General features: G+C 60.8%; 17 protein-coding genes, 2 tRNA genes and 3 rRNA genes. 17 read left to right on the top strand and 5 right to left on the bottom strand.

The features are described 5' to 3' along the window. Positions 1–163 precede the first annotated feature (163 nt). Together NHH73_05315 and rpe are read right to left on the bottom strand one after the other, a co-directional pair. The gene (locus NHH73_05315; GenBank protein USX27723.1) at positions 164–847 is read right to left on the bottom strand and encodes a phosphoglycolate phosphatase; all 684 of its coding nucleotides are present in this window, start codon (positions 845–847) and stop codon (positions 164–166) included. A gap of 1 nt (position 848) precedes the next feature. After that, positions 849–1,514: a ribulose-phosphate 3-epimerase gene (gene rpe, locus NHH73_05320; GenBank protein ID USX27724.1), complete on the bottom strand. Its 666-nt coding sequence runs from the start codon at positions 1,512–1,514 to the stop codon at positions 849–851. 210 nt (positions 1,515–1,724) lie between these two features. Here rpe and apaG point away from each other — a divergent pair, with 210 nt between their 5' ends. Continuing rightward, entirely contained in the window at positions 1,725–2,099 is a 375-nt protein-coding gene (apaG, locus tag NHH73_05325; GenBank protein ID USX27725.1) for a Co2+/Mg2+ efflux protein ApaG, read from the top strand. Positions 2,100–2,288: 189 nt separating this feature from the next. Further along, complete coding sequence (locus NHH73_05330) at positions 2,289–3,521, top strand: murein transglycosylase A (protein USX27726.1); 1,233 nt, start codon at positions 2,289–2,291, stop codon at positions 3,519–3,521. 10 nt (positions 3,522–3,531) lie between these two features. Here NHH73_05330 and NHH73_05335 read toward each other — a convergent pair whose 3' ends face one another. Both NHH73_05335 and NHH73_05340 read right to left on the bottom strand, forming a co-directional pair. Next, positions 3,532–3,969, bottom strand: coding sequence for a universal stress protein (locus NHH73_05335; protein USX27727.1), 438 nt, complete (start codon positions 3,967–3,969; stop codon positions 3,532–3,534). A 91-nt stretch (positions 3,970–4,060) separates the two neighbouring features. After that, positions 4,061–5,377 (bottom strand): MFS transporter, encoded by a 1,317-nt coding sequence (locus tag NHH73_05340; GenBank protein ID USX27728.1) that lies wholly within the window; start codon positions 5,375–5,377, stop codon positions 4,061–4,063. Positions 5,378–5,449: 72 nt separating this feature from the next. On the opposite strand from NHH73_05340, the gene NHH73_05345 reads away from it, so the two are divergent. The 15 genes from NHH73_05345 to NHH73_05415 all read left to right on the top strand — a co-directional run bounded on the left by NHH73_05345 (position 5,450) and on the right by NHH73_05415 (position 24,415). Beyond that, positions 5,450–6,226, top strand: a complete 777-nt coding sequence (locus tag NHH73_05345) for an enoyl-CoA hydratase (protein ID USX27729.1) — start codon at positions 5,450–5,452, stop codon at positions 6,224–6,226. A 15-nt stretch (positions 6,227–6,241) separates the two neighbouring features. Then, a complete protein-coding gene (locus NHH73_05350) occupies positions 6,242–6,931 on the top strand; it encodes a response regulator transcription factor (protein USX27730.1) in 690 nt (229 codons plus the stop codon). Then, positions 6,918–8,144, top strand: coding sequence for an ATP-binding protein (locus tag NHH73_05355; GenBank protein USX27731.1), 1,227 nt, complete (start codon positions 6,918–6,920; stop codon positions 8,142–8,144). Before NHH73_05350 ends, NHH73_05355 begins: the two co-directional genes overlap by 14 nt. A 130-nt stretch (positions 8,145–8,274) precedes the next feature. After that, the gene (locus NHH73_05360) at positions 8,275–9,942 is read left to right on the top strand and encodes a phosphoethanolamine--lipid A transferase (GenBank protein USX27732.1); all 1,668 of its coding nucleotides are present in this window, start codon (positions 8,275–8,277) and stop codon (positions 9,940–9,942) included. 10 nt (positions 9,943–9,952) lie between these two features. Beyond that, entirely contained in the window at positions 9,953–10,642 is a 690-nt protein-coding gene (locus NHH73_05365) for a phosphatase PAP2 family protein (protein USX27733.1), read from the top strand. A 59-nt stretch (positions 10,643–10,701) separates the two neighbouring features. After that, positions 10,702–12,174, top strand: a complete 1,473-nt coding sequence (locus NHH73_05370) for a DUF2868 domain-containing protein (GenBank protein ID USX27734.1) — start codon at positions 10,702–10,704, stop codon at positions 12,172–12,174. Beyond that, a complete protein-coding gene (locus NHH73_05375; protein ID USX27735.1) occupies positions 12,171–13,649 on the top strand; it encodes a GTPase domain-containing protein in 1,479 nt (492 codons plus the stop codon). Before NHH73_05370 ends, NHH73_05375 begins: the two co-directional genes overlap by 4 nt. Positions 13,650–14,033: 384 nt before the next feature. After that, positions 14,034–15,562: ribosomal RNA gene (locus NHH73_05380) — 16S ribosomal RNA — on the top strand. Between the two features lie 80 nt (positions 15,563–15,642). After that, a tRNA-Ile gene (locus NHH73_05385) sits at positions 15,643–15,719 on the top strand. 23 nt (positions 15,720–15,742) lie between these two features. After that, positions 15,743–15,818 (top strand) — tRNA-Ala (locus tag NHH73_05390). A 220-nt stretch (positions 15,819–16,038) separates the two neighbouring features. After that, positions 16,039–18,911 (top strand): 23S ribosomal RNA (locus tag NHH73_05395). Between the two features lie 144 nt (positions 18,912–19,055). After that, a 5S ribosomal RNA gene (gene rrf, locus NHH73_05400) occupies positions 19,056–19,168 on the top strand. Together the 16S, 23S and 5S rRNA genes with 2 tRNA genes alongside form the textbook arrangement of a ribosomal RNA operon. 126 nt (positions 19,169–19,294) lie before the next feature. Beyond that, entirely contained in the window at positions 19,295–21,319 is a 2,025-nt protein-coding gene (locus tag NHH73_05405) for an esterase-like activity of phytase family protein (GenBank protein USX27736.1), read from the top strand. A 97-nt stretch (positions 21,320–21,416) separates the two neighbouring features. Further along, positions 21,417–23,435 carry an FxDxF family PEP-CTERM protein gene (locus NHH73_05410; GenBank protein USX27737.1) on the top strand — a complete coding sequence of 673 codons (2,019 nt, stop codon included), beginning with the start codon at positions 21,417–21,419 and terminating at the stop codon, positions 23,433–23,435. Positions 23,436–23,503: 68 nt separating this feature from the next. Beyond that, positions 23,504–24,415, top strand: a complete 912-nt coding sequence (locus tag NHH73_05415) for a hypothetical protein (protein USX27738.1) — start codon at positions 23,504–23,506, stop codon at positions 24,413–24,415. Here the strand turns inward: NHH73_05415 and NHH73_05420 are convergent. Beyond that, positions 24,399–25,811 (bottom strand): DHA2 family efflux MFS transporter permease subunit, encoded by a 1,413-nt coding sequence (locus tag NHH73_05420; protein USX27739.1) that lies wholly within the window; start codon positions 25,809–25,811, stop codon positions 24,399–24,401. The genes NHH73_05415 and NHH73_05420 overlap by 17 nt on opposite strands. Positions 25,812–25,845 lie beyond the last annotated feature (34 nt).

Consider the following 25,845-nt stretch of genomic DNA (forward strand, 5'->3'; position numbering starts at 1 on the left):
TCAAAAAACCTGTCGGGTGCGCGTGCACATGCGACAGCAATCAGTTCGGCTTAGTTTTGCCAGGATTGCCAGCGTCGCCAAAGCCAGGCCTCAATCGAGCCGGTTTGGTTGACATTGTGTTTTTTGATGGAAGACATTCGGTCAGGTTTGGTTCAGCTAAAGGTTAATTTTGCGAACTGATACGGCTTGCCGCGTCGAGCAGCGTGTCTACTATACCATCGGAATCGATCCCGTGTATAGACTGTCCGTGATTGTAACCGTAAGGCACCGTCAACACCGGACAACCCGCAGCCCGGGCCGCTTGCGCGTCGTTGGAGGAGTCGCCGATGGCCACCACCTGGGCCGGCGGCAGGTCGAAATCGGCGCACACCGTTTGCAGCGGCAGCGGATCGGGCTTCTTGCGCGGCAGCGAATCGCCGCCGTAGACCACGTCGAAAAAGCCGTCCAGGCCCTTGAGCTTGAGCAGCGGCGTGGTGAAGGCGATCGGCTTGTTGGTCACGCACGCCAGGCGCAGGCCGCTGGCTTTCATCGCCGTCAGGCCCTCGATCACGTCGGGGTACAAGGTGCTGTGTTGGCCGTTGATCCCCAGGTAGTGGCGCTGGTAGGCGTCCATCGCCGCGTCGAAGCGTTGCTCGACGCCGGCCGCGTCGGCCTGGAGCGCGAGCACCGAGCGGATCAGGTTTTCCGAACCCTTGCCGACCATGAGGGCGATCTGCTCTTGTTCGATGGAATCGAGACCCAGTTCCTGAAGCATGCCGTTGATCGCCACGTGGAAGTCGGGAATCGTGTCCAGCATGGTGCCGTCGAGGTCGATGATGGCGGCGCGCACGCCTATCAGCACGCTCATCTTAAATCGCCGCCAGGTTGGCGCGCATGGCGTCGATGACGGCCTTGTAGTCCGGCTGGCCAAAGATGGCCGATCCCGCCACGAAGGTGTCGGCGCCGGCGGCGGCGGCCGCCGCGATGTTGTCGATCTTGATGCCGCCGTCCACTTCCAGCATGATGTCGCGGCCCGAGTCGTCGATCAGGCGGCGCGCCTCGGCGATCTTCTTGAGCGCCTGAGGGATGAAGGACTGGCCGCCGAAGCCGGGGTTGACCGACATGATCAGGATCATGTCGATCTTGTCCATGACGTGTTCCAGATAGCTCAGCGGGGTGGCCGGGTTGAACACCAGGCCGGCCTTGCAGCCGTGGTCGCGGATCAGTTGCAGCGAGCGGTCGATGTGCTCGGAGCCTTCCGGGTGGAAGGTGATGATGTTGGCGCCGGCCTTGGCGAAGTCCGGAATGATGCGGTCGACCGGCTTGACCATCAGGTGCACGTCGATCGGCACGTCCACGTGCGGGCGGATCGCCTGGCACACCAGCGGGCCGATGGTCAGGTTCGGAACATAATGGTTGTCCATCACGTCAAAGTGGATGATGTCGGCGCCGGCGGCGACGACGTTGCGTACCTCTTCGCCCAGACGGGCGAAGTCGGCGGACAGGATGCTGGGAGCGATACGGAAATTGGACATGACGTGAGGCCTGCATTAAAAAAAGATGCGCTATTTTACGCTGCCCGGCCCGGCCGCGCCCGTTTTCAGCCCGTTTTCAGCCGGTTTTCAGTTTGTTTCTAGCCTCATCTCGCTTGCACGCGTTGCCGATTTGCGGTGCAATGGGCCCCTGACGATATACAATCGCAGTGATCTTTTTACGACCCCACGCCTCAGCCTTAAGGAATTTCGATGGCCACTTATGAATTTACTGTGTCGGTCAGAACCCAGTACCTGCCGGATCAATCCGATCCGGAGCGCACCAATTTCGTGTTCACCTATTCGATCACGATCAAGAACACCGGCACCGTCGCCGCCCAGTTGATTTCGCGCCACTGGGTCATCACCGACGCCAACAACCACATCGAAGAGGTGCGCGGACTGGGCGTGGTCGGCCATCAGCCGCTGTTGCAGCCGGGCGAGCATTTCGAGTACACCAGCGGCACCGCGCTGCAAACGCAGCAGGGATCGATGTTCGGCGAATATTTCTGCGTGGCCGAGGACGGTCATCAGTTCGAGGCCAAGATCCCCGAGTTCGTGCTGTCGCTGCCGCGCACGCTTCACTGATTCGCCGGATTGCCGGACCGCGCCACGCTTCCCTTGTTTCGGCTCGCTTATTTCGGATCGTCATCCCGCTCAGGCGGGGGCAACTTCTTGTTTTTGCCTTTGCCCTGGTACATCGTCCACCAGACGATGAATACCAGCAGGAAAAACGCCACGCATGCTTCCAACATCAGTACCCACATAGCTATCCTTATGTCATTTACACGTCGTAGTCTACTCGTTCCGCTGTCCGTCGTCGCGCTTTCGCTGGCCGCCTGCACCACCACGCCGATCCCGGCGGAAAAACCGGCCGGACAGCCGGCGCCGCCCACCGTGCCCGCCGTCCCTGCCAAGCCCGCCACGCCCGCCACGCCTACAGCCCCGGTCACACCGACCGCCCCGGCGGCGCTGCGGATGGTGCCGACCACCTTCGCATCGTTGCCCGGCTGGGACCGCGACGATGTGCGCGCCGCCTGGCCGGCTTTCATGTCGTCGTGCGCCGTGCTGATCAAGCAGCCGCAGTGGAAGGAGTCGTGCTCGATCGCGCGCAGCGTCAACGCCGCCGACGACAAGGCTATCCGCACCTTCTTCGAGGCGTTCATGGTGCCGAACCAGGTGATCGCGCCGGACGGCGCCACCGACGGGCTGGTCACCGGCTACTACGAGCCGCTGCTGCGCGGCGCCCGAAAAAAGGGCGGTCCGTATCAAACGCCGCTGTTCAAGGTGCCGGACGACATGGTCACCGTCGATCTGGCGAGCGTCTATCCGGAGCTGAAAGGCATGCGCCTGCGGGGCAAGCTGGTCGGCAAGAAGGTGGTGCCGTACGCGACCCGCGCCGACATCGAAAAGGCCGATTTCATCGGCAAGGAATTGCTTTGGGTCGACGATCCGGTGGAGTCGTTCTTCCTGCAGGTGCAGGGTTCGGGCCGCGTCCAGCTGACCGATACGCAGGAAACCGTGCGCGTGGCCTACGCCGACCAGAACGGTCATCCGTACAAATCGATCGGCAAGTACCTGGTGGAGAAGGGCGAGTTGACCCTGGAGCAGGCGTCGGCGCAGGGCATCAAGGCCTGGATAGCCGGCCATCCTACCCGGATGCAGGAACTATTCAATGTGAACCCGAGCTATGTGTTCTTCAAAGAAGAGAAGCTGCCGGACCCGAAAGTCGGTCCGAAGGGCGCGCAGGGCGTGCCGCTGACGCCGCAGCGTTCGGTGGCGATCGACGCCTCGCAGCTGCCGCTGGGCGCGCCGATGTTCCTGGCCACCACGATGCCTAACAGCGATATTCCGCTGCAACGCCTGGTGATGGCGCAGGATACCGGCGGCGCCATCCGTGGCGCGATCCGGGTCGACTACTTCTTCGGCTTCGGCACCGAGGCGGCGGAAAACGCCGGCCGCATGAAGCAGCGCGGCAATGTCTGGGTGTTGTTGCCCAAGCAGCCGTAAAGCGCGAGGGTCACCTCAACACCAACACCGGCAAGGTCGTGTGCGCCAGCACCTTGTCGGTCTGGCTGCCCAGCAGCAGCTTGTTGATGCCAGTGTGTCCGTGCGACGCCATCATGATGAGGTCGCACTCGAATTTTTTCGCCGCCTCGACGATTTCCTCGTACGGGGTGTGCGACACCGAAATCACCCCCTCGAACGGAATATCGGCCGCGCGCGCGGCCGCCGCCACCTTGTCGATGTAGCTGCGCGCCGCTTCCTGCATCTTGACGGCGAACTGGCCGGAGTCGATCACGGCGCCGCCGTCACCCATCGACGCCAGCGGCAAAGGCTGGATCACGGTGATGCTGACGATCTTGGCGCGATTCAGTTTGGCGAACTCGACCGCAGTCGCGGTCGCCTTGTCCGACAGGTCCGAGCCGTCGGTCGGCAATAGTATGGTTTTGAACATGGCGCACTCCTATCAGGATCGGTTGATACTGGAGTCAGCCTAATGTCTTGGCCGGATTTCCGGCGCACGGTAGGGCCCTTGGCAGGGCCGGTTACGACGCGGCCACCGCCGGCTGTTCGGTCTCGCGCAGCGACGCGGACACGGCCATGCATGCGGTCAGCACGATGGCCCCCACCGCCACGCACGCCAGCCCGGTTCGCACGCTGAAATGCTCGCCGATATAACCGGCCGTGAGGGCGCCCAGCGGCGCCACCGCGATGGTCAGGAAGCGCATCGTCGACACCATGCGGCCCAGGTAGGCGTCCGGCGTGACCTTCTGCCGGATGGCCATGTACGGCATGACAAACAGCATCACGCCGCAGTCGAGGAAGAACGACAAGGCCGCGCACGCGGTCGCGCTGGCGGCCGGATAGCCGAACAGCTTGGCCGGTATCATCGGCGTCATCGTAAAGGCGAAGGCGGTCAGGCCAATGCCGATCAGGATGGTGCCGCTGGCGCCATAGCGCTGGGTCAGCGGCTTGAGCAGCATCGAGCTGGCCAGCACGCCGAGGCCGCCGACCATTTGCGCCGCGCCCAGCATGCCCGCGCTCATGCCCAGGTCGCGGGTGGCGAACAGCACGGCCAGCGCCGCATAGCCGTAAAACAGCATGTGCCAGGCGCCCACGCTCCAGGCCAGGGTGCGCAGCAGTTGCTGCTTCCAGATGAATTGCAGGCCGTCGCGGATATCGCGCAGCGGGTGCTTGTCGGACGGCGCCGGTTTCGGATCGTTGGCCCTCAGATTGCGCAGCAGCAGGATCGACAGTACAAAACCCAGGGCGTTGAGCAGCACCGCGTAGGGCGCGGTGAGCCATTGGATCAGCACCCCCGCCAGTCCCGGCGCCAGCAGCCGCGACGCGGAGTCGGTGGCGGCGAATTTGGATTGCGCGTCCATCAGGCGCTCGCGGCCGATCAAATTGGTCAGGAAAACCTGTTCGGCGCCGCCGCCGACGACGTTGCAGGCGCCGGTGGTGAAGGCGACCGCATACATCCACTCGACCGACAACACGCCCATCCAGTAAGCGGCGGGGATGCTGAACAGGGCGGTGGCCTGGATGGCCTTGCTGGCAAGCAGGATCGGCAGCTTGCGGTTGCGGTCCAGCACCACGCCGGCCGGCAGCGCGAACAGCGCGAACGGCATCGCCGCCGCGGCGCCCAGCATGCCCATTTGCGCCGGCGTGGCCTTGAGCAGCAACACCGCGCACAGCGGCACGGCCAGCGCGCCGATATAGCTGCCGAAGCCGTTGAGGATGGCGCTGAACCAGTAACGCAGAAAGTCGCTATTGCCCAGCAAGGGATCAGCGGCCAGCTTGTCGCGCAGCGGGCGGCGCAGTGAGGTAAAAATGGGAGGCTCGCCGAAGTAAGTTGCCAAGCTTCAATAATACCAGCGGCGGTGATAGGCGCTACAATCGACCCATAAAATTCCACCATGGAGGCAACAACCATGCAATATGAAGACCTGATCGTTGAAGTGCACGGCAAAGTCGCGCTGATCCGCCTGAACCGTCCCAAGGCGCTGAACGCGCTCAATGACCGCATGATGAACGAACTTGGCGAGGCCTTGTTCAAGTTTGACGCCGATCCGGCGATCGGCTGCATCGTCCTGACCGGCAGCGAGAAAGCCTTCGCGGCCGGCGCCGACATCGCCGCCATGGTCGACTACACGTATGTGGATACCTATCGCGACAACTACATCGGCCGCAACTGGGAGCACATCCTGCGCGTGCGCAAACCGGTGGTGGGCGCCGTGGCCGGCTACGCGCTGGGCGGCGGCTGCGAGCTGGCGATGATGTGCGACTTCGTGATCGCCGCCGATACCGCCAAATTCGGCCAGCCGGAGATCAAGATCGGCGTCACCCCGGGCGCCGGCGCCTCGCAGCGCCTGCCGCGCGCGATCGGCAAGGCCAAGGCGATGGATATGTTGTTGACCGCCCGCACCATCGACGCGGTCGAGGCCGAGCGTATGGGCTTGGTGTCGCGCATCGTCCCGGCCGACAAGCTGATCGAGGAAGTGCTGGCCGCCGCGACCGTGATCGCCGCGATGCCGACCTCGGTGGCGATGATGGTCAAGGATGCCGTCAACCGCGCTTATGAGGTTCCGCTGACCGAAGGCGTGGGCTACGAGCGCCGCCTGTTCCATGCCGCGTTCGGTACGCCTGCCCAAAAAGAAGGCATGAAAGCTTTCCTGGAAAAGCGGCCGGCCAATTTTGACGGCCTGTAAGCCAGCCGGACTTCCATGCGTATTCTGATTATTGAAGACAATCCCGACATCCTGGCCAATCTGTATGCGTTCCTGGAGGCGAAAGGGCACGTGCTCGATTCGGCGGCGAACGGCTACGCCGGCCTGGCGCTGGCGGCGCAGCACGAGTACGACGTCATCGTACTGGACGTCATGCTGCCCGGCATGACGGGATTGGAGCTGTGCCAGAAGCTGCGCACCGAGTTGCGGGACGCCACACCGGTGTTGATGCTGACGGCGCGCGATACGCTGCAGGACAAGGTGGCCGGCTTCGACAGCGGCGCCGACGATTACCTGGTCAAGCCGTTTTCGCTGGTCGAGCTGGAGGTGCGCCTGAACGCCTTGCTGCGGCGCGCGCGCGGCCAGACCATCGGTGCCGCCGTGCTCAGCGTCGGCGACTTGCGCTTCGATACCGAAAATTTCGAGGTCAAGCGCGCCGGCACCCCGCTGGCGCTGACCAGGACCGGCTACACCATTCTCAAATGCCTGATGACGCAAGCGCCCAAGCTGGTGCCGCGCGAATTGCTGGAGCAGGAAGTGTGGGGCGAGGACCGTCCGGACAGCGACGCCTTGCGCACCCATATTCATGCGCTGCGCCAGGCGCTCGACAAACCTTTTGAATTCGCCATGCTGCGCACCGTTCCGGGCATCGGCTATAAACTGCTAGCTTCCGATGCCACCGTTTAAATCCTTGCGCCGGCGTATCGTCGTCGCCTATCTGACGTTCGCCGCCGCCGGCATCCTGTTTTTCGCCGTCATCGCCGCCGTCGCCGTCGAAGGCATCGAGGTCAAGCTGGTCGACGAGCGCCTGCAGGAAGTGGCCGCCTGGGCCTCGCCGCGCCATGCCGGCGGTTTGCCGGTGGAAATGCCGGCCGGCCTCAGCTTCCATCACGACGCCGAAATTCCGCTCTCGTTGCGCGATTTACCCGACGGTGCGACCGAGATCACCGTCGATGGCGTCGATTTGCATGTCTGGTCCGGTCGGGACGCGAACGGACGCTACGCGGTGGTCGATCACGCCAGCGCGTACGAAAAAATCGAAGTGGTGGTATATGGCATGTTCGCCATCGGCTTTATCGGGTTTTTGATCTGCTCGATGATGTTCGGCGCCTATATCGGCAACAGCCTGGTCGCGCCGATCATGGGACTGGCTGCTGCGGTGCAGGCGCGCCGCCCGGACTTGCCGTTGCAGGACAGCCCGGACGAGTTGGGCATTCTGGCGCGGGCGTTTTCTGCGCGAACCAAGGAGTTGACCGAAGTTCTGGACCGCGAGCGCTTTTTCACCGGCGACGTCAGCCACGAGTTGCGCACCCCGCTGACCGTCATCACCGGCGCGGCGGAAATCCTGATGACGCAGACGCATGCCAACCCCGCCATCCACGCCGCGTCGGAGCGCATCTACCGCGCCGCGCGCGACGCGTCCGACTCGGTGACGGTGCTGCTGCGGCTGGCGCGCTCGCCGGACATGCTGGAGATGACGTCGGTCTCGGCCGCCGGGCTGGCCGGCGAGGAGGCGGCGCGCTGCCAGACCCTGACGGCGGCCAAGCCGCTGGAGTTGCGGTATGCCGGGGGCGAGGATTTCATGATCCACGCGCCGCGCGAACTGTTGATCGCGGCCATCGGCAACCTGGTGCGCAATGCTTGTCTTTATACCATGCAGGGCGAGGTGGTCGTGCGCCTGGCCGGCCGGTCGCTGATCGTCGAGGATACCGGTCCCGGCTTGCCGGCGGCGGCCCGCGCGCGGTTGCTGAACGAGGCCATCCCGGCCGGCGCCAGCGGATCGTCGGGCACCGGCTTGGGTCTGGGGCTGGTGCAGCGCATTTGCGCCTATCTGGGCGCGGACCTGGCTTACAGCGAGCGCGTCGGCGGCGGCAGCGTGTTTGAAGTTAGATTTCCTTGAGGAATTTAACGTAAACTTAACGCATCTTTGACGCGGAGTTGACCGGCAGGTTAGTAAGGTGGAGGCTGGAATTCAGGAGCCTCCGTTGAACATACATCCGAACTTAACGCTTAGTCATCACCGCGCGCGCTTGCTGCCACTGTTGCGCGTCACACCGTTGTTGCGTGTGCCGCGCGTTCACGTGCAGTACCTGATCCTGGCGGTGGCCGCTTTCTTTGTACTCGTGTACAACTTTAGCTTTTGGCAAACGTTCTTTGTCGCCACCGGCGGCTTCCAGTTGGCCAATGTGCCGCTGTATCTCGCATCGTTCACGCTGCTGGCGCTGGCCTTCAACGCCTTTCTGACACTGTTCAGTTTCCGCTATGTGATCAAGCCGGTGCTGATCCTGCTGTTTTTCGTCACGGCCTTCAGCAGCTATTTCATGAACCGCTACGGCATCGCCATCGACGCTTCGATGCTGCAGAACGTCATGGAAACCGATGTGCATGAGGCTACCGAGCTGTTCAGCTGGAGCCTGGTGCTGACGATTTCCCTGCTGGGGGTGCTGCCGTCGGCGCTGGTGTATCGCCTCAAGCTGGAGTTTCCGCCGCTGCGCCGCGCGCTGCTGATCAATCCCGCCGTGATCGTCGTGTCCTTGCTGGTGGCCGGCGTCCTGATGATGGGATTCTTCAAGACCTTGGCGCCGGCCGTGCGCGAGTACCGCCAGATGCGCTTCCTGCTGACGCCGACAAATGTCATCCAGGCCGGAAACTCTTTCGTCAAGCGTAAAATGGCGCGCGCAATGGTGATTGCGCCGCTGGGCAGCGACGCCATGAAGGGCACCCTATGGGCGCAGCAAAAACGCCGCACCGTGACCATCATGGTGGTCGGCGAAACCGCGCGTGCGATGAACTTCTCGCTCAATGGCTACCAGCGCGACACCAATCCGTTGCTGTCGCACCAGGCCGGGCTGCTCAACTTCAGCAATGTGCAATCGTGCGGTACGGCCACGGCGATTTCCGTTCCCTGCCTGTTTTCCGGTTTCGCCCGCGTCGATTATTCGGACGATAAGGCGAAGGCGCGGGAGGGCTTGCTCGACGTGCTCAGCCATGCAGGCTTGCAGGTGCTGTGGCGCGACAATAATTCGGGCTGCAAAGGCGTGTGCGACCGCGTGGCGTATGAGGACATGTCGCAGCCGAAGGCCGGCGATCCGTTCTGTAACCAGGAGGAGTGCTTCGACGAGCGCATGCTGCAGGGCCTGCCGGAAATCATCCGCAACGCCAAGCAGGATCTGGTCATCGTGCTGCACCAGAAGGGCAGCCACGGGCCGGCGTACTGGAAGCGCTATCCGCCCGCGTTCCAGCGTTTCGGTCCCGTTTGCACCAGCAACGAGCTGGAGAAGTGTTCGCGCGAATCCATCGTGGCCGCCTACGACAACACCATCGCCTATACCGACTATTTCCTGAGCAAGACCATCGACCTGCTGCGCGCGGCCGGCGCCGCCGACAACGTCGATACCGCCTTCATGTATTTTTCGGACCACGGCGAATCGCTGGGCGAAAAGAATATGTATCTGCACGGCGCGCCGTATTTCATTTCGCCGGATGAACAGCGCCATGTGCCCTTCATGCTGTGGCTGGACCAGGGCTACCGCGACCGTTTCAACCTGGACCAGCGCTGCCTGGAGGCGCGGCGTGGACAGGAGTTCTCGCACGACAACGTGTTCCATTCTTTCCTCGGCATGCTGAACATCAGCACGGCCGTCTACAACCCTCGACTTGATATTTTCCATGCTTGCACGCTCGCTAACCAGTCTTAAACCAAGAGGCGTGCTGCGCACCATCGACGTTGTCATGTTCGTATCGGCCGTCCTGATCCTCTGGATCGGCAACTACACCAATATCGATCTGGCGCTGGCCGATGCCATGTTCGACCGCGCCAGCGGGACGTTCCCCTGGCGTCATGCCTGGCTGGCCGAACGGTTCAATCACGACATATTGAAGACCATCTTGCAGGTATTGGGCGTGATGGCCGTGGCGCTGGCCGCGTGGGATTGGGCGCGTCCACAGCCGTATTGGACCGCGCCGCGCCGCACCGGCTTGCGCGTGCTGGCGCTGTCGGCCATCCTGGTGCCGACCTGCATTAGCGTGCTGAAACACTTCAGCGATTCGCATTGCCCTTGGGATTTGCAGCGCTATGGCGGCCGCGAGCCCTATGTGCGGCTGCTGGAGATGTTGCCTGTGGGCGTGTCGCCGGGGCAGTGCCTGCCTGGCGGCCACGCGTCGAGCGCGCTGTGGCTGGTGGCGTTGGCCGTGTTCTGGTTGCCGCATCGGCCCCGGATGGCGGCCGCCGTCGGCGGCTTGATGCTGGCCTTCGGCCTGGCCGTCGGCTGGATGCAGCAATTGCGCGGCGCGCATTTCCTCACGCACACGCTCTGGTCGATGTGGGTTGCCGTATTCGTCGTTGTCGTTCTCTACCGCACGCTGAAACCTGCCGAACGGCGTGCGGAATTGGCCTGATTCGCTAAATTGGTTCACAATCCTGTCGAGTTGTCGCTTTGACCAAACACAGGAGCACTATGAACGAGCAGATTGCCAGGGACGTCGTCTTGGTGCGCGCCATCGAATTGGCCGACCAGAAGAAGGAAGTGCTCAGCGAGGACGACCGCATGTACGCCAGCCGCAGCGCGCGCGAACTTGCGCAGTGGCAGGCCTCGGACAAGCATGCGGACGTCACGCCCGACGATTTCCTGCAGCAGCGCTCGGAACAGATACTGAAACGCCTCGCCGAGCGCACGCCGGCGTTTGCCGGCTTCGCCAAGCGGTCGACCGGTTTGCGGGCGCTGGCGTGGCTGTTGCCGGTGCTGGCCCTGGCGCTGGGCGCGGCGCTCGACCGCATCACCGATCCGCACCGCGTCGATTTGCTGTCGGCGCCGCTGTTGCTGATCATTGCCTGGAATTTGCTGGTCTATCTGGGCTTGTTGATCAGTCTGTTCATCCCGGCGCGCGCCACCGGCGGGCCGACGTCGGGCTTGATACGCCGCCTCAGCGTGGGCAAGCTGGCGGTGCCGCGCAAGGTGCCGCCGGCGCTGGCGACCGGATTGCTGGGCTTTATGGGCGAATGGTCGCAACTGAGCGCCAAGCTGACGGCCGCCCGGCTCGGCCGTACCATCCACCTGAGCGCGGCCATGTTCGCGCTCGGCGCGGTGCTCTCTTTATATGGACGTGGCCTGCTGTCCCAATATGCGGCCGGCTGGGAAAGCACCTTCCTCGACGCCACGCAGCTGCACAGCCTGCTGTCCTTGTTGTTTGCGCCAGCCATTGCCGTCTTCCAGTTGCAGGGCTTCACCCTGGCCGAGATCGAGGCGCTGCGCTTCCCGCAGACCACGGCGCCCGAAGGCGGCGCCCGCTGGGTGCATCTGTACGCAGCAACGATCTTCCTGCTGGTCGTGCTGCCGCGCTTGCTGCTGGCGCTGGTGGCCAACTGGCGCGCGGCGCGGCTGAGCCGGCGTTTCCCGCTCGATCTCGATCAGCCATATTTCCGCAAGCTTAACGAGACCATCGGCGCCGGCACCGGCGGCATGCTGCGCGTGTTGCCGTTCAGCTTTACCGTCGACGAGGCCCGGCATCGCGGTTTGGGGCAGATCGCCATCATGCTGTTTGGCGAGCAGGGCCGCATGATGCTACGGCCGTCGACCTCCTACGGCGAGGAGCCGCGCGAGGTGCTGCGCGACGTCGACCTCAACGATCCGAACGTGACCATGACGGCGGTGCTATTTAATTTGACCGCGACGCCTGAAAAGGAAAACCATGGCGCGTTTCTCGATTATCTGGTGAAAGCGTCGCCGCGCGGCATCGCCGTGCTGCTCGACGAATCCTCCTTCGTGGAGCGCATGGGCCAGGCCGACCAGCGCGGCCTGGCCGAGAGAACCGCCCTGTGGCAAGAGTTCTGCCATTTCCACCAGACCACGGCGACCGTTGTGAATCTGCTGAATCCTTCCATCCACCCGCTCGACGCCGGCGTCGGGCTGAAAATGTCGGCTGCCGCATGAACGTTTCGATTGAAAAAGCCGCTGCGGACGCGGTGCAAATCCAGTTCGCACTGATTTCGCATACCAATAATGGCAAGACCACGTTGGCGCGCACCCTGGTCGGCATGGACATCGGCGAAGTGCGCGACGCCGCCCACGTCACCATCTTCGCCGAGTCGCACACCCTGCTGACGACGCCGCAGGGCGACAGCCTGCAATTGTGGGATACGCCGGGTTTCGGCGACTCTGTCCGCCTGCTCAAGCGGCTGGGGCAGTCGGGCAACCCGATCGGCTGGTTCTTGCGGGAAGTGCTGGACCGCTACCGCGACCGGCCGTTCTGGCTCAGCCAGAACGCCTTGCGCACCGCAAAGGAATCGGCGGACGTCGTTCTTTATCTGGTCAACTCCTCGGAAAATCCGAAAGATGCCGGCTATGTGCCGGCGGAAATGAAGATACTGGAGTGGATTGGCAAGCCGGTGGTAGTCTTGCTGAACCAGACCGGGCGGCCCCGTCCCGCCGCCGAAGAACAGGCGGAGCAGGGACGTTGGCGCGAGCATCTGGCTCAATACCAGGCAGTACGCGAGGTGTTGGCGCTGGATGCCTTCGCCCGCTGCTGGGTGCATGAGCGCGTCTTCTATGAAGTGGTGGGGAAATTGCTCGATCCGTCGCAGCAGGCCGGTTATGCCCGTTTGTTCGCGACGTGGGAAGCGGCCAACGTGCGCCGCTACGATCACGCGATCCGCTTGCTGGCCAAGCAGTTGGCGGCTGCCGCGCGCGATAGCGAGGCGGTCGAGGCCGTGCCTTCGAGCATGCTCAAATCGGCGCTGAAGGTGGTGGGCATCGGCAAGAACGATGAGCAGCAGCGCCAGGACCGTGCCATGGGCAATCTGATCGCGCGGCTGAACCAGGCGACGGTCGAATCGACGCGCGAACTGCTGATCCTGCACCAGCTCGACCCAACCGACGCAGGCAAGATCAACGAGCGTGTGCGCGAAAACTTCGCTGTGCGCGCTCCTATCGATAAGGCGCAGGCTGGATTACTGGGCGCCGTGATCTCGGGCGCGGCGACCGGCTTGTCCGCCGACGTGATGGCGGGCGGGCTGACTTTGGGCGGCGGCGCCTTGCTGGGCGGTGTGGTCGGCGCATTGACGTTTGCCGGCGCGGCTTGGGGTTTCAATTCCAGTACCGACCGCAATCAGGCCGCCGTGCAATTTACCGATGCCTTTATGCGTAATCTGGTGGTGGTCGGCATTCTGCGCTATCTGGCGGTGGCCCATTTCGGACGCGGACGCGGCAACTTCGTCGAAAACGAGGCGCCGGCCTTCTGGCAGGAGGAGGTCGAGCAGGCGGTGGCGCAGCACGACGCCGCTTTGGTTGCATTATGGAACGACCTGCGCCGGGATAAGGCCGACACGGAAGCGGCGACGGCGCTGATCAGACAGATAGCGACCGCGACACTGGTGCGACTTTACCCGGATGTTGCAGTCAGGCTTTAAAAGTCCTTGCGGTAATTGTTGCCGCTTGCTATAGTTCGCCCCCTCGCAGAACGACGTACACAATACGGCGTGAAACGAAGAAGATGAAGAAAAAGAAGTGCTTGACGAAATATTCGAAACGCCTCATAATCTTGCCTCTTCGCTGATGAACACAACGCTTCTTCAGCAAGCAGTACCAAACAAGTTCTTTAAAAATTAACAGTCGATAAGTGTGGACGTTTGATGAAAGTGCACGCGGGACCTCGGTTCCGCGATACTTAAAATATCAAATGTTCACAAGAAGTAATGAAATAGGCGCTACGAAAGTAGTGGCCTGTCAGTATTTTGAGTGAGCGACCTCTTAGCAATAAGAGTGCCGGTAAAACGGCAAAAGTAACAGAGATTAAACTGAAGAGTTTGATCCTGGCTCAGATTGAACGCTGGCGGCATGCCTTACACATGCAAGTCGAACGGCAGCGCGGGGCAACCTGGCGGCGAGTGGCGAACGGGTGAGTAATATATCGGAACGTACCCTGGAGTGGGGGATAACGTAGCGAAAGTTACGCTAATACCGCATACGATCTAAGGATGAAAGTGGGGGATCGCAAGACCTCATGCTCCTGGAGCGGCCGATATCTGATTAGCTAGTTGGTAGGGTAAAAGCCTACCAAGGCATCGATCAGTAGCTGGTCTGAGAGGACGACCAGCCACACTGGAACTGAGACACGGTCCAGACTCCTACGGGAGGCAGCAGTGGGGAATTTTGGACAATGGGCGCAAGCCTGATCCAGCAATGCCGCGTGAGTGAAGAAGGCCTTCGGGTTGTAAAGCTCTTTTGTCAGGGAAGAAACGGGTCTTTCTAATACAGGGGCCTAATGACGGTACCTGAAGAATAAGCACCGGCTAACTACGTGCCAGCAGCCGCGGTAATACGTAGGGTGCAAGCGTTAATCGGAATTACTGGGCGTAAAGCGTGCGCAGGCGGTTTTGTAAGTCTGTTGTGAAATCCCCGGGCTCAACCTGGGAATGGCAATGGAGACTGCAAGGCTAGAGTTTGGCAGAGGGGGGTAGAATTCCACGTGTAGCAGTGAAATGCGTAGATATGTGGAGGAACACCGATGGCGAAGGCAGCCCCCTGGGTCAAAACTGACGCTCATGCACGAAAGCGTGGGGAGCAAACAGGATTAGATACCCTGGTAGTCCACGCCCTAAACGATGTCTACTAGTTGTCGGGTCTTAATTGACTTGGTAACGCAGCTAACGCGTGAAGTAGACCGCCTGGGGAGTACGGTCGCAAGATTAAAACTCAAAGGAATTGACGGGGACCCGCACAAGCGGTGGATGATGTGGATTAATTCGATGCAACGCGAAAAACCTTACCTACCCTTGACATGGATGGAATCCCGGAGAGATTTGGGAGTGCTCGAAAGAGAACCATCACACAGGTGCTGCATGGCTGTCGTCAGCTCGTGTCGTGAGATGTTGGGTTAAGTCCCGCAACGAGCGCAACCCTTGTCATTAGTTGCTACGAAAGGGCACTCTAATGAGACTGCCGGTGACAAACCGGAGGAAGGTGGGGATGACGTCAAGTCCTCATGGCCCTTATGGGTAGGGCTTCACACGTCATACAATGGTACATACAGAGCGCCGCCAACCCGCGAGGGGGAGCTAATCGCAGAAAGTGTATCGTAGTCCGGATTGTAGTCTGCAACTCGACTGCATGAAGTTGGAATCGCTAGTAATCGCGGATCAGCATGTCGCGGTGAATACGTTCCCGGGTCTTGTACACACCGCCCGTCACACCATGGGAGCGGGTTTTACCAGAAGTAGGTAGCTTAACCGCAAGGAGGGCGCTTACCACGGTAGGATTCGTGACTGGGGTGAAGTCGTAACAAGGTAGCCGTATCGGAAGGTGCGGCTGGATCACCTCCTTTCTAGAGTGGCACGAACCCGTTAAACGGTTCACTCATCAAGCGTTCACACTTATCGACTGTCAATATAAAGAACAGCATTTGGGGCTGTAGCTCAGCTGGTTAGAGCACCGTGTTGATAACGCGGGGGTCGTTGGTTCGAGTCCAACCAGCCCTACCAGTTTCTGCCTGTAGTAAATCTCAGGGGGATTAGCTCAGCTGGGAGAGCACCTGCTTTGCAAGCAGGGGGTCGTCGGTTCGATCCCGTCATCCTCCACCAAGAGTTCAAATGTAAGGGTAAGCCTTTAGATTTGATCTTTTAGAGATCAAGTGCTGTACGTTCTTTAACAATCTGGAAGAAGTAAGTAAATTTTTATTGATCGCGACACCGACAGGTGACGCGATGGGTAATGATTGTATGTATCAACAAACGCAACAACGTAGTACTTCTTATTTCTATGACCGCTCCTTTGTTTAGTCGCAAGGGGCTAACGTTATAGGGACAAGTGAATAAGTGCACATGGTGGATGCCTTGGCGATTACAGGCGATGAAGGACGTAGTAGCTTGCGATAAGCTGCGGGGAGCTAGCAAACAAGCTTTGATCCGCAGATTTCCGAATGGGGAAACCCGGCCTTTTAGGTCATTGCATACTGAATACATAGGTATGCAAAGCGAACGCGGCGAACTGAAACATCTAAGTAGCTGCAGGAAAATAAATCAACCGAGATTCCCAAAGTAGTGGCGAGCGAAATGGGAAGAGCCTGCACGTTTTAGCATGACGCATAACAGAATCCTCTGGAAATAGGAGCCATAGCGGGTGATAGCCCCGTATGTGAAATGCGATGTGTGGAACTAAGCGTGCGACAAGTAGGGCGGGACACGAGAAATCCTGTCTGAATATGGGGGGACCATCCTCCAAGGCTAAATACTCGTAATCGACCGATAGTGAACCAGTACCGTGAGGGAAAGGCGAAAAGAACCCCGGGAGGGGAGTGAAATAGATCCTGAAACCGTGTGCATACAAACAGTAGGAGCGGACTTGTTCCGTGACTGCGTACCTTTTGTATAATGGGTCAGCGACTTACATTCAGTGGCAAGGTTAACCATATAGGGAAGCCGTAGAGAAATCGAGTCCGAACAGGGCGATAGTCGCTGGGTGTAGACCCGAAACCAAGTGATCTACTCATGGCCAGGATGAAGGTGCGGTAACACGCACTGGAGGTCCGAACCCACTAATGTTGAAAAATTAGGGGATGAGCTGTGGGTAGGGGTGAAAGGCTAAACAAACTTGGAAATAGCTGGTTCTCTCCGAAAACTATTTAGGTAGTGCCTCAAGTATCACCATCGGGGGTAGAGCACTGTTATGGCTAGGGGGTCATCGCGACTTACCAAACCATTGCAAACTCCGAATACCGATGAGTGCGAGCTTGGGAGACAGACGTCGGGTGCTAACGTCCGGCGTCAAGAGGGAAACAACCCAGACCGCCAGCTAAGGTCCCAAAGATTGGCTAAGTGGAAAACGAAGTGGGAAGGCTAAAACAGTCAGGATGTTGGCTTAGAAGCAGCCATCATTTAAAGAAAGCGTAATAGCTCACTGATCGAGTCGTCCTGCGCGGAAGATGTAACGGGGCTAAGCCAGTCACCGAAGCTGCGGATATGCGCAAGCATATGGTAGGAGAGCGTTCTGTAAGCCTGCGAAGGTGTCTTGTAAAGGATGCTGGAGGTATCAGAAGTGCGAATGCTGACATGAGTAGCGATAATGGGGGTGAAAAGCCCCCACGCCGTAAGCCCAAGGTTTCCTGTTCAACGTTCATCGGAGCAGGGTGAGTCGGCCCCTAAGGCGAGGCAGAGATGCGTAGCTGATGGGAAGCAGGTTAATATTCCTGCACCGTCGTATGATGCGATGGGGGGACGGATCGCGGAAGGTTGTCCAACTGTTGGAATAGTTGGTTGCTGCTTCATAGAAGGCGCTTAGGCAAATCCGGGCGCGTAATTCAAGGGAGTGGGACGAGAGACTTAGGTCTCGAAGCAATCGGAAGTGGTTCCAAGAAAAGCCTCTAAGCTTCAGTCATACGAGACCGTACCGCAAACCGACACAGGTGGGCGAGATGAGTATTCTAAGGCGCTTGAGAGAACTCGGGAGAAGGAACTCGGCAAATTGGTACCGTAACTTCGGGAAAAGGTACGCCCTTGTAGCTTGGCTGATTTACTTCAGTAGGGTGAACGGGTTGCAATAAACTGGTGGCTGCGACTGTTTAATAAAAACACAGCACTCTGCAAACACGAAAGTGGACGTATAGGGTGTGACGCCTGCCCGGTGCTGGAAGATTAAATGATGGGGTGCAAGCTCTTGATTGAAGTCCCAGTAAACGGCGGCCGTAACTATAACGGTCCTAAGGTAGCGAAATTCCTTGTCGGGTAAGTTCCGACCTGCACGAATGGCGTAACGATGGCCACACTGTCTCCTCCCGAGACTCAGCGAAGTTGAAGTGTTTGTGATGATGCAATCTACCCGCGGCTAGACGGAAAGACCCCATGAACCTTTACTGTAGCTTTGCATTGGACTTTGAATCAATCTGTGTAGGATAGGTGGGAGGCTTTGAAGCGGGGACGCCAGTTCTCGTGGAGCCAACCTTGAAATACCACCCTGGTTCATTTGAGGTTCTAACCTTGGCCCGTTATCCGGGTCGGGGACAGTGCATGGTAGGCAGTTTGACTGGGGCGGTCTCCTCCTAAAGTGTAACGGAGGAGTTCGAAGGTACGCTAGGTACGGTCGGACATCGTGCTAATAGTGCAATGGCATAAGCGTGCTTAACTGCGAGACTGACAAGTCGAGCAGGTACGAAAGTAGGACATAGTGATCCGGTGGTTCTGTATGGAAGGGCCATCGCTCAACGGATAAAAGGTACTCTGGGGATAACAGGCTGATTCCTCCCAAGAGTTCATATCGACGGGGGAGTTTGGCACCTCGATGTCGGCTCATCACATCCTGGGGCTGTAGCCGGTCCCAAGGGTATGGCTGTTCGCCATTTAAAGTGGTACGTGAGCTGGGTTTAAAACGTCGTGAGACAGTTTGGTCCCTATCTGCCGTGGGCGTTGGAAATTTGAAGGGGGCTGCTCCTAGTACGAGAGGACCGGAGTGGACAGACCTCTGGTGTACCGGTTGTCACGCCAGTGGCATTGCCGGGTAGCTAAGTCTGGAAGAGATAACCGCTGAAAGCATCTAAGCGGGAAACTTGCCTTAAGATGAGATTTCCCAGAGCCTTGAGCTCTTTGAAGGGTCGTTCGAGACCAGGACGTTGATAGGTCAGGTGTGGAAGTGCAGTAATGCATTAAGCTAACTGATACTAATTGCCCGTACGGCTTGTCCCTATAACCTTAGCAGGTTATGGTGAATAAGAAGTGCGTTGAGGCGTTCGTTGATACACAACTTCATTACCCAGTATTGAGATACTGATTACTTACTACTTCCAGATTCAGGGCGACGCAATGCGCGCAGCCCAGTACAAGTCAATGCCTGATGACCATAGCAAGTTGGTCCCACCCCTTCCCATCCCGAACAGGACCGTGAAACAACTCTGCGCCGATGATAGTGCTGCAACCAGTGTGAAAGTAGGTTATCGTCAGGCTAGTTATATATAAAAAAGCCCCTTCCAGTGATCTGGTCGGGGCTTTTTTTCGTCCATATTTCTCGTCACACTCTGGTCACATAGCCCCGCTAGACTTGCCTCTTTTTCAATTTGAGGCCCGTTCGCATGAAAACTCTTTCCTTATTGTCGCTCGCTGTATTCTCCGTCCTGGCCGGCTGCGGTGGCAGCGATAACGAGGCGCCAGTTCGCCAGTCGATGACCGGCGTGTTCCTCGATGGCGCGGTGGAAAACCTGGACTATGTCGCCGGCACCGCCGCCAAAGCCAGCACGACTTCCAAAGGCGAGTTCACGTGTTACGCTGGCGACACCGTCAGCTTCAGTATCGGCGGTATTGCCCTGGGCAGCGCACCTTGCGCGGCCACCATCACGCCGCTGCAACTGGCTGGCGTTACCGACATCAAGGACGTCAAAGTGATCAACCGCTTGCTGGCCCTGCAGCTGCTGGATGAAGATAGCGATCCGTCGAACGGCATCAAGCTCGCCGCCGACGTGAAAACCGCGCTCGCCTCCAAAAGCGCGGACTTCGGCGCGTCCGCCTCCACCTTCAATACCGCCATGACCGACAACTTGAAAGCCGCCGGCGCCAAGTACGCCGCCCGCACCGTCGACGACAACCGTCGCGGCCTTGTACGTGAACACTTCGAAGACACGCTGGCCTCCAAGGTGGGCACGCCGGTCAACGAATCCTTCACCCAGAAGACCCAACTCGGCGATGTCGCTGTCAGCGTGACCCGCTATCAAATCCAGGCGGCCAACAATTTCTACATCCCTTACGAAGGCAGCAACGCCAAGGTCAAGGAAGATTTCCCGCTCGGCTTCTTGCCATCCTATGGTTCCTCGATCGCGTTCAAAGGCGTCGCCGCCAATGGCGACCTGGAGTTCTACGGCCTGACCGATCGCGGCCCCAACGGCGACGGTCCGAACCTGCCGTCGTTGAGCGGCACCGGCGTTACCGGCGCCAAGATCTTCCCGTCGCCTAGCTTCACGCCGGCGTTCGGCCTGATCACCGTCGGCAAATCCGGCGCGGTGCTGACAGCGTCGACGCCGATCAAGGTCTCGGCCAACGTCAATGCTTCCGGCCTGCCGGTTGCGCCTGGCTCGGTCGGCAATTCGGCCGAGTTGCCGGTGATGGATGTGATGAAGTACGACGCCGCCGGCAAAGCCACCTTCAACGCCGGCGGCCTGGACTCCGAAGCCATCGTCGTCGACAAGAAACGCAATGTGCTGTGGGTGTCGGACGAATACGGTCCGTTCATCGTCAAGATCGATCCGGCCACCGGCATCATCCTGAACAAGTACGCGCCCGGCAGCGGCTTGCCGGAAATCTTCCTCAAGCGCCGCGCCAATCGCGGCATGGAAGGCATGGCGCTCGACACCACCACCGACAAGCTGCACGCCTTCCTGCAAAGTCCGCTTTCCGACGGCAACGCGCCGTATTCGGTCACCGGCAAGAACGAGGCGGTCGAACGCTACGCGCGCTTTACCCGCTGGGTCGAGTTCGATCCGACCACCGGCACGTCCGGCAAGATGTACGCCTATCCGCTCGACGGCGCCGACTATCAGGATGGCCGCACCGGCAACGCCAAGCTGGGTGACGTGGTTGCGCTGGGCAACGGCAAGTTCATCGTGATCGAGCAGGGCGCGGCGCCGGGCGGCAAGGTATTTAACAAGCTGATGCTGGTGGAGATCGGCGCGGCGACCAACATCGCGGCGGCGGCCTACAACGTGACGACGTCGGATCTGGAAAAGAGCAGCATGGGCGGCGCGGCCGTCAATGGCGCAGACTGGAAATCCGTGGTGGCGCTGAAGAAAACCCAGCTGCTCGACCTGAACGCGATCGGCTGGCTGGCGGAAAAGGCCGAAGGTTTGACCATCGTCGACGGCAACACGCTCGCGCTGGTCAACGACAACGACTTCGGCCTCAAAACCAAGGTCTACGACGCGGCCGGCGTGGCGGTGGACGATGCCGACGTCACCAAGTGCAATGTCGATGCGAATGGCGTCATCATCACCAGCGGCGCCGCCGGGTGCAATGCGGCCAACACGATCCGCGTCGCCCGTGGCGACGACCGCGAGCGTCCAAGCCGCCTGTGGCTGATCAAGTTCAGCAAGGCGTTGACGTCGTTTTAATTGAAGGAGGGGCGGGCCTGCGCCCGCCTGGCGTCACGATCTTGTCATAATTTTATGGGATATTGAAAGTTTGCTTACTACAATATCCGGGACAACTATGCAGATCACCTTGCCGAAAGCTTCCTCCGCCATCCAGGCCTTGCTGGTCGCGGCGACCTTGCCGCTGACCATGCAATCGGCCTTCGCCGCCGATTTCACCATCACCGGCGCCAATAGTACCGTCCGCACCCTCGGCAAGGACGACACCGGCACCGTGACCGCCAGCGGATCGCTGACGGTCGGCGGCGGCGCGGTGGCGGTGACCATCACCGGCAACAACGCGACACTCAACAATCAGGGCGGCATCCGCCAGACCGGCAGCGGCCGCGTGGTCCGCGACAACACGGGCGCCACCGGGCTGCTCATCATCAACGGCAGCGCCGCCAACGGCGCGGCGTTGATGCAGACCGCCGACGCCGATGTGATCCAGATGAACAAGGCCAATGCCAGCGTCACGCTGAACAACTATGGTTCGATGATTTCGCTCAACGCCAGCGCCGGCGGCGCCCAGGCGGTCGACTTCAGTTCCATCACCAGCGGCGCCAACGTCGTCAACAACTTCAGCGGCGGCCTGCTGCAGGCGACCGAGGCGGACGCGGTGCGCGCCGGCGTCAACGGCGTGGTCAACAACAACGGCACTATCCGCTCGATCACCACCAGCGGCGCCAGCAGTGATGGCGTCGATGCCCAGGGCAACACCGGCATCAAGATTTTCAACGGTGCGACCGGCCTGATCGAGGGCGCCCGCCACGGCATCACGGGCGGACAGGACAAGGCCGGCGACAGCTTCGTTATCGACCTGACCAACCTGGCCGGCGGCGTGGTTCGTGGCAGCAACGGTTCCGGCATCAACCTGGACGGCTTTAACAAGAACCAGACCGCCAACATCATCAATCACGGCAGCATCATCGGCCACGGCGTCACCGGCGATGGCGACGGGCTGGACGTCGACGGTCTGGCCACCATCACCAACACCGGCATCATTCGCTCGGTCAACGCCTTCAGCGCGCCGGCCGACGGTCTGGCTTACAGCGAAGGCATCAGCTTCGGTGGCGGCGCCGTCACCAACAGCGGCATAATTGAAGGACTGGTCTCGGCGGGCAACGCCAACGCGGTCGGGCGCGGCATCACCTTGGCTGGTAACGATCTGAGCAACGGCACTCGCGAAGGGTTGTATGGCAACGCGACGATCACCAATCAAGCCGGCGGTCTGATCCGCGGCCAGAGCGATTCGGCCATCGTCGCCGTCGGCGCCGGCAGCGGATATACCGTCACCATTCTGAACCAGGCTGGCGCCACGATCCAGGGCGGCGGCGCGACCAACGCCGCGATCAAGACCGGCGCCGACAATACCGTCATTGTCAGCGGCGGCAACATCAATGGCGCCAGTAGCGGCAAGGCCATCGAAATGGGCAGCGGTAGCAACAGCCTGACCATTACCGGCGGCAGCATCAACGGCGATATCAACGGTGGCGTCGGCGGCATGAACACGATGGTGGTCCAGGCCGGCGGCAGCTTCGCCTACGCCGGAGCGATTTCGAACTTCAACCGGGTCGAATTCAAAAGCGGCGATGTCGTCTTGTCCGGTGTGAGCACCTACTCCGGCGACACCGTATTGACTGGCGGCACCCTGACCCTGGATGGCGCCAACCGCATCGCCGCCGGCAGCCAGCTGATCCTGAACGGCGGCGCGCTGCGTCTGACCAACGCCGGCGCGGACGGCCAAACCTTCGCCAGCCTGTCGCTGCTCGACAACGCCTCGGTGCAGCTCGGTTCGTCCTCGCTGACTTTCAACGGACTGGGCGCCGTGGTCAGCGGCAAGACGCTGTCCTTCACCGAAGCCGTCACGGGCGGATACGCCTTCCGCCTGTTGGGCGACTATTCGGCCGACGCCAGCTTCCTGGCGTTGATCGGTATGACCAGCATCAACGGCCAGCGGGCGATGTTCAACTTCAACGGCGCCTACACCGACGTGACCGCTGCCGCCGCCGTGCCGGAACCGGCCACCTACGCCATGCTGTTGGGCGGGATGGGCCTGATCGGCGTCATGATCCGCCGGCGCAAGCAAGGGGTTTAGCCGATATCAAAGCGCCCGGGGCGGCGGGTTGTTACCTTCTGAGGGATGAACCCGGAAGGAATTTCCAAATGGAATATGCGCAGCTGACCCCGGGCCGCCGTTTCGCCCCTCTCCACAGCCTGTTGTATTACAGTCAGCGCATTGTCACGCGGCCCGCACTGCGCCGCATGGTGGTGCGCGCGCTGAGCGGCGCCTTGCGCGTGCGCCAAGGATCGGGAAAAGAGTTGTACGGCAATACAGCACTGGAGGTGGCCGCGCTGGCGGACCTGAGCGACAGCGGCTATGCGCCGCTGGGAAACTTGCTCGACAATGCGCAATGCGACGAGATCAAGGATTATCTAAAGAATAAGTCCTTGTTCGACCGCGACCGGGACCGCGCGGCGTTCACGCTGCTGCAGGCGCCCACCGGGGTGCGGGTGGCCGACTATCATTTACGCGACGTCATCGCCTGCCCGCACATCCTGGCGCTGGCCAACAGCCCGCCATTATTGGGCCTGGCCGCCCGCTACATGGACTGCAAGCCGACGATTTCCGCGCTCGGGCTGCGCTGGTCGTTTCCGGTGGAAGGGGATTGCAGCTCGCTGCAGGCTTTCCACCGCGACTCGGAGGACTGGCGCTATTTGAAAGTGCTGGTCTACCTGACCGACGTCGATTTTGACGCCGGACCGCACGTGTATCTGCATGGCAGCCATCTGACCCAAGCGCCAATGCGCCTGCGTTTTTATTCCGACACCGAGATCTCCAGCGCCTACGGCGCCGACATGTTGTTGACGGCGGTCGGCTCGCGCGGGTTCTGCTTCGCCGTCGATACCGCCGGCATCCACAAGGGCACGGCGCCGGCGCGGCAACCGCGCCTGATGCTGCAGATCCAGTACTCGCTGCTGCCCAGCTATGCCTACCAGTACTCGCCCGAGGTGTATCAGGGCCCGCTGGTCCTCGACCCTTATGTGAACCGCCTGTTCGTCAAGCCGCCCGGCTAGCCGTGCCCTTGCTGAGGCTTTCGCCATCCTCCTTGCGCAGCGACCGGAAGGTCAGCGACGACAGCATTGTCAGCACCGCCAGCGTGATGAAGGCGTAGTGCAGCGCCGACGTCAGCGCCAGCCGGTTCGACTGCGGCAGGTCGCCGAGGAACCAGCCGGTGATCAGCGAGCCGGCGGCCAGACCGAAACTCATCGACAGCTGCTGCATCGAACTGGCGATGGTGCTGGCCATGCTCGAATCGGCGTTGTCGACATCGGCGTAGGCGATGCTGTTCATGCTGGAGAACTGCAGCGAATTGAAAAAGCCCAGGCAAAGGCTGATCATCACGATCACGTACAGCGGCGTGCCCTGATGGACCAGCGCGTACATGGCGATGGTCGCGCCGATCAGCAGCGTGTTCACGGTGAGCACCTGGCGGTAGCCGAACCTGGCCAGCACGCGCGCCGAGATGAACTTCATGCCCATCGCGGCGGCGGCGGACGGCATCATCAGCAGGCCAGATTGCCAGGCCGGCAGGCCGAGGCCCAGCTGGTATAAAAGCGGCAGCAGGAACGGCAGTCCGCCCACGCCGATGCGCGTGACGAAGCCGCCCGCCACCGACACACGGAAGGTGCGGATCTTGAACAGCGCTAGCCGCAGCAGCGGGAACTTGGCATCCTGCGCGTGCCACACATAGGCGGCCAGCAGGCTGCACGCGATCAGCAGCAGCACCGCCGCCGATGTCGCATCGAGTTTGTGTTCGCCGAAGACTTCCAGCAGCCATGACAGCAAGGCCACCCCGGTACCGAAGAGGACAAGGCCGATCAGGTCCAGCGGCCGCGCGCCGTCGCCCCGATAGTCCGGCATGTAGCGGTGGGCCAGGAAGATGGCCGCCAGGCCGACCGGCACGTTGACGAAGAAGATATCGCGCCACGTCAGCCAGTGGACGATCAAGCCGCCTACGGTGGGGCCGAGCAGGGGGCCGATCAGCGCCGGGATGATCACGAAATTCATCGCCGCCAGCAGCTCGGCCTTGGGGAAGGTGCGGATGATGGCCAGCCGTCCGACCGGCATCATCATCGCCGCGCCCAGGCCTTGCAGCAGCCGCGCCGCCACCAGCATCGGCGAATTGACGGACAGGCCGCACAGGATCGACGCCACCGTGAAAATCGCCACCGCCGACATGAAGACGCGCCGGGTGCCGAAGCGGTCGGCCATCCAGCCGCTGATGGGGATCGCCACCGCCAAGCTAAGGATGTAGCTGGTGACGACGGCTTTTAAGCTCAGCGGCGTGACCTGCAGGCTGACCGCCATGCTGGGAATCGCCGTGTTGACGATGGTCGAGTCCAACTGCTCCATGAAGAGGGCGGTGGCGACGACCCAGGGCAGGTAGCGTTTGGCGGCAGAAGTATCCATGCCTTCAATTGTCACATAAAAGGCAAGGTCGGGT

This window comes from Oxalobacteraceae bacterium OTU3CINTB1 (assembly GCA_024123955.1).
Taxonomy (GTDB): Bacteria; Pseudomonadota; Gammaproteobacteria; order Burkholderiales; family Burkholderiaceae_D; genus Rugamonas.

What these genes read in the sequence shown, in the direction of transcription:
- NHH73_05315 (USX27723.1), bottom strand. Translation starts at nt 847, where the DNA reads ATGAGCGTGCTGATAGGCGTGCGCGCCGCCATCATCGACCTCGACGGC.
- NHH73_05420 (USX27739.1), bottom strand. Translation starts at nt 25,811, where the DNA reads ATGGATACTTCTGCCGCCAAACGCTACCTGCCCTGGGTCGTCGCCACC.
- NHH73_05415 (USX27738.1), top strand. Translation starts at nt 23,504, where the DNA reads ATGGAATATGCGCAGCTGACCCCGGGCCGCCGTTTCGCCCCTCTCCAC.
- NHH73_05410 (USX27737.1), top strand. Translation starts at nt 21,417, where the DNA reads ATGCAGATCACCTTGCCGAAAGCTTCCTCCGCCATCCAGGCCTTGCTG.
- NHH73_05405 (USX27736.1), top strand. Translation starts at nt 19,295, where the DNA reads ATGAAAACTCTTTCCTTATTGTCGCTCGCTGTATTCTCCGTCCTGGCC.
- apaG (USX27725.1), top strand. Translation starts at nt 1,725, where the DNA reads ATGGCCACTTATGAATTTACTGTGTCGGTCAGAACCCAGTACCTGCCG.
- NHH73_05370 (USX27734.1), top strand. Translation starts at nt 10,702, where the DNA reads ATGAACGAGCAGATTGCCAGGGACGTCGTCTTGGTGCGCGCCATCGAA.
- rpe (USX27724.1), bottom strand. Translation starts at nt 1,514, where the DNA reads ATGTCCAATTTCCGTATCGCTCCCAGCATCCTGTCCGCCGACTTCGCC.
- NHH73_05350 (USX27730.1), top strand. Translation starts at nt 6,242, where the DNA reads ATGCGTATTCTGATTATTGAAGACAATCCCGACATCCTGGCCAATCTG.
- NHH73_05335 (USX27727.1), bottom strand. Translation starts at nt 3,969, where the DNA reads ATGTTCAAAACCATACTATTGCCGACCGACGGCTCGGACCTGTCGGAC.
- NHH73_05355 (USX27731.1), top strand. Translation starts at nt 6,918, where the DNA reads ATGCCACCGTTTAAATCCTTGCGCCGGCGTATCGTCGTCGCCTATCTG.
- NHH73_05330 (USX27726.1), top strand. Translation starts at nt 2,289, where the DNA reads ATGTCATTTACACGTCGTAGTCTACTCGTTCCGCTGTCCGTCGTCGCG.
- NHH73_05345 (USX27729.1), top strand. Translation starts at nt 5,450, where the DNA reads ATGCAATATGAAGACCTGATCGTTGAAGTGCACGGCAAAGTCGCGCTG.
- NHH73_05375 (USX27735.1), top strand. Translation starts at nt 12,171, where the DNA reads ATGAACGTTTCGATTGAAAAAGCCGCTGCGGACGCGGTGCAAATCCAG.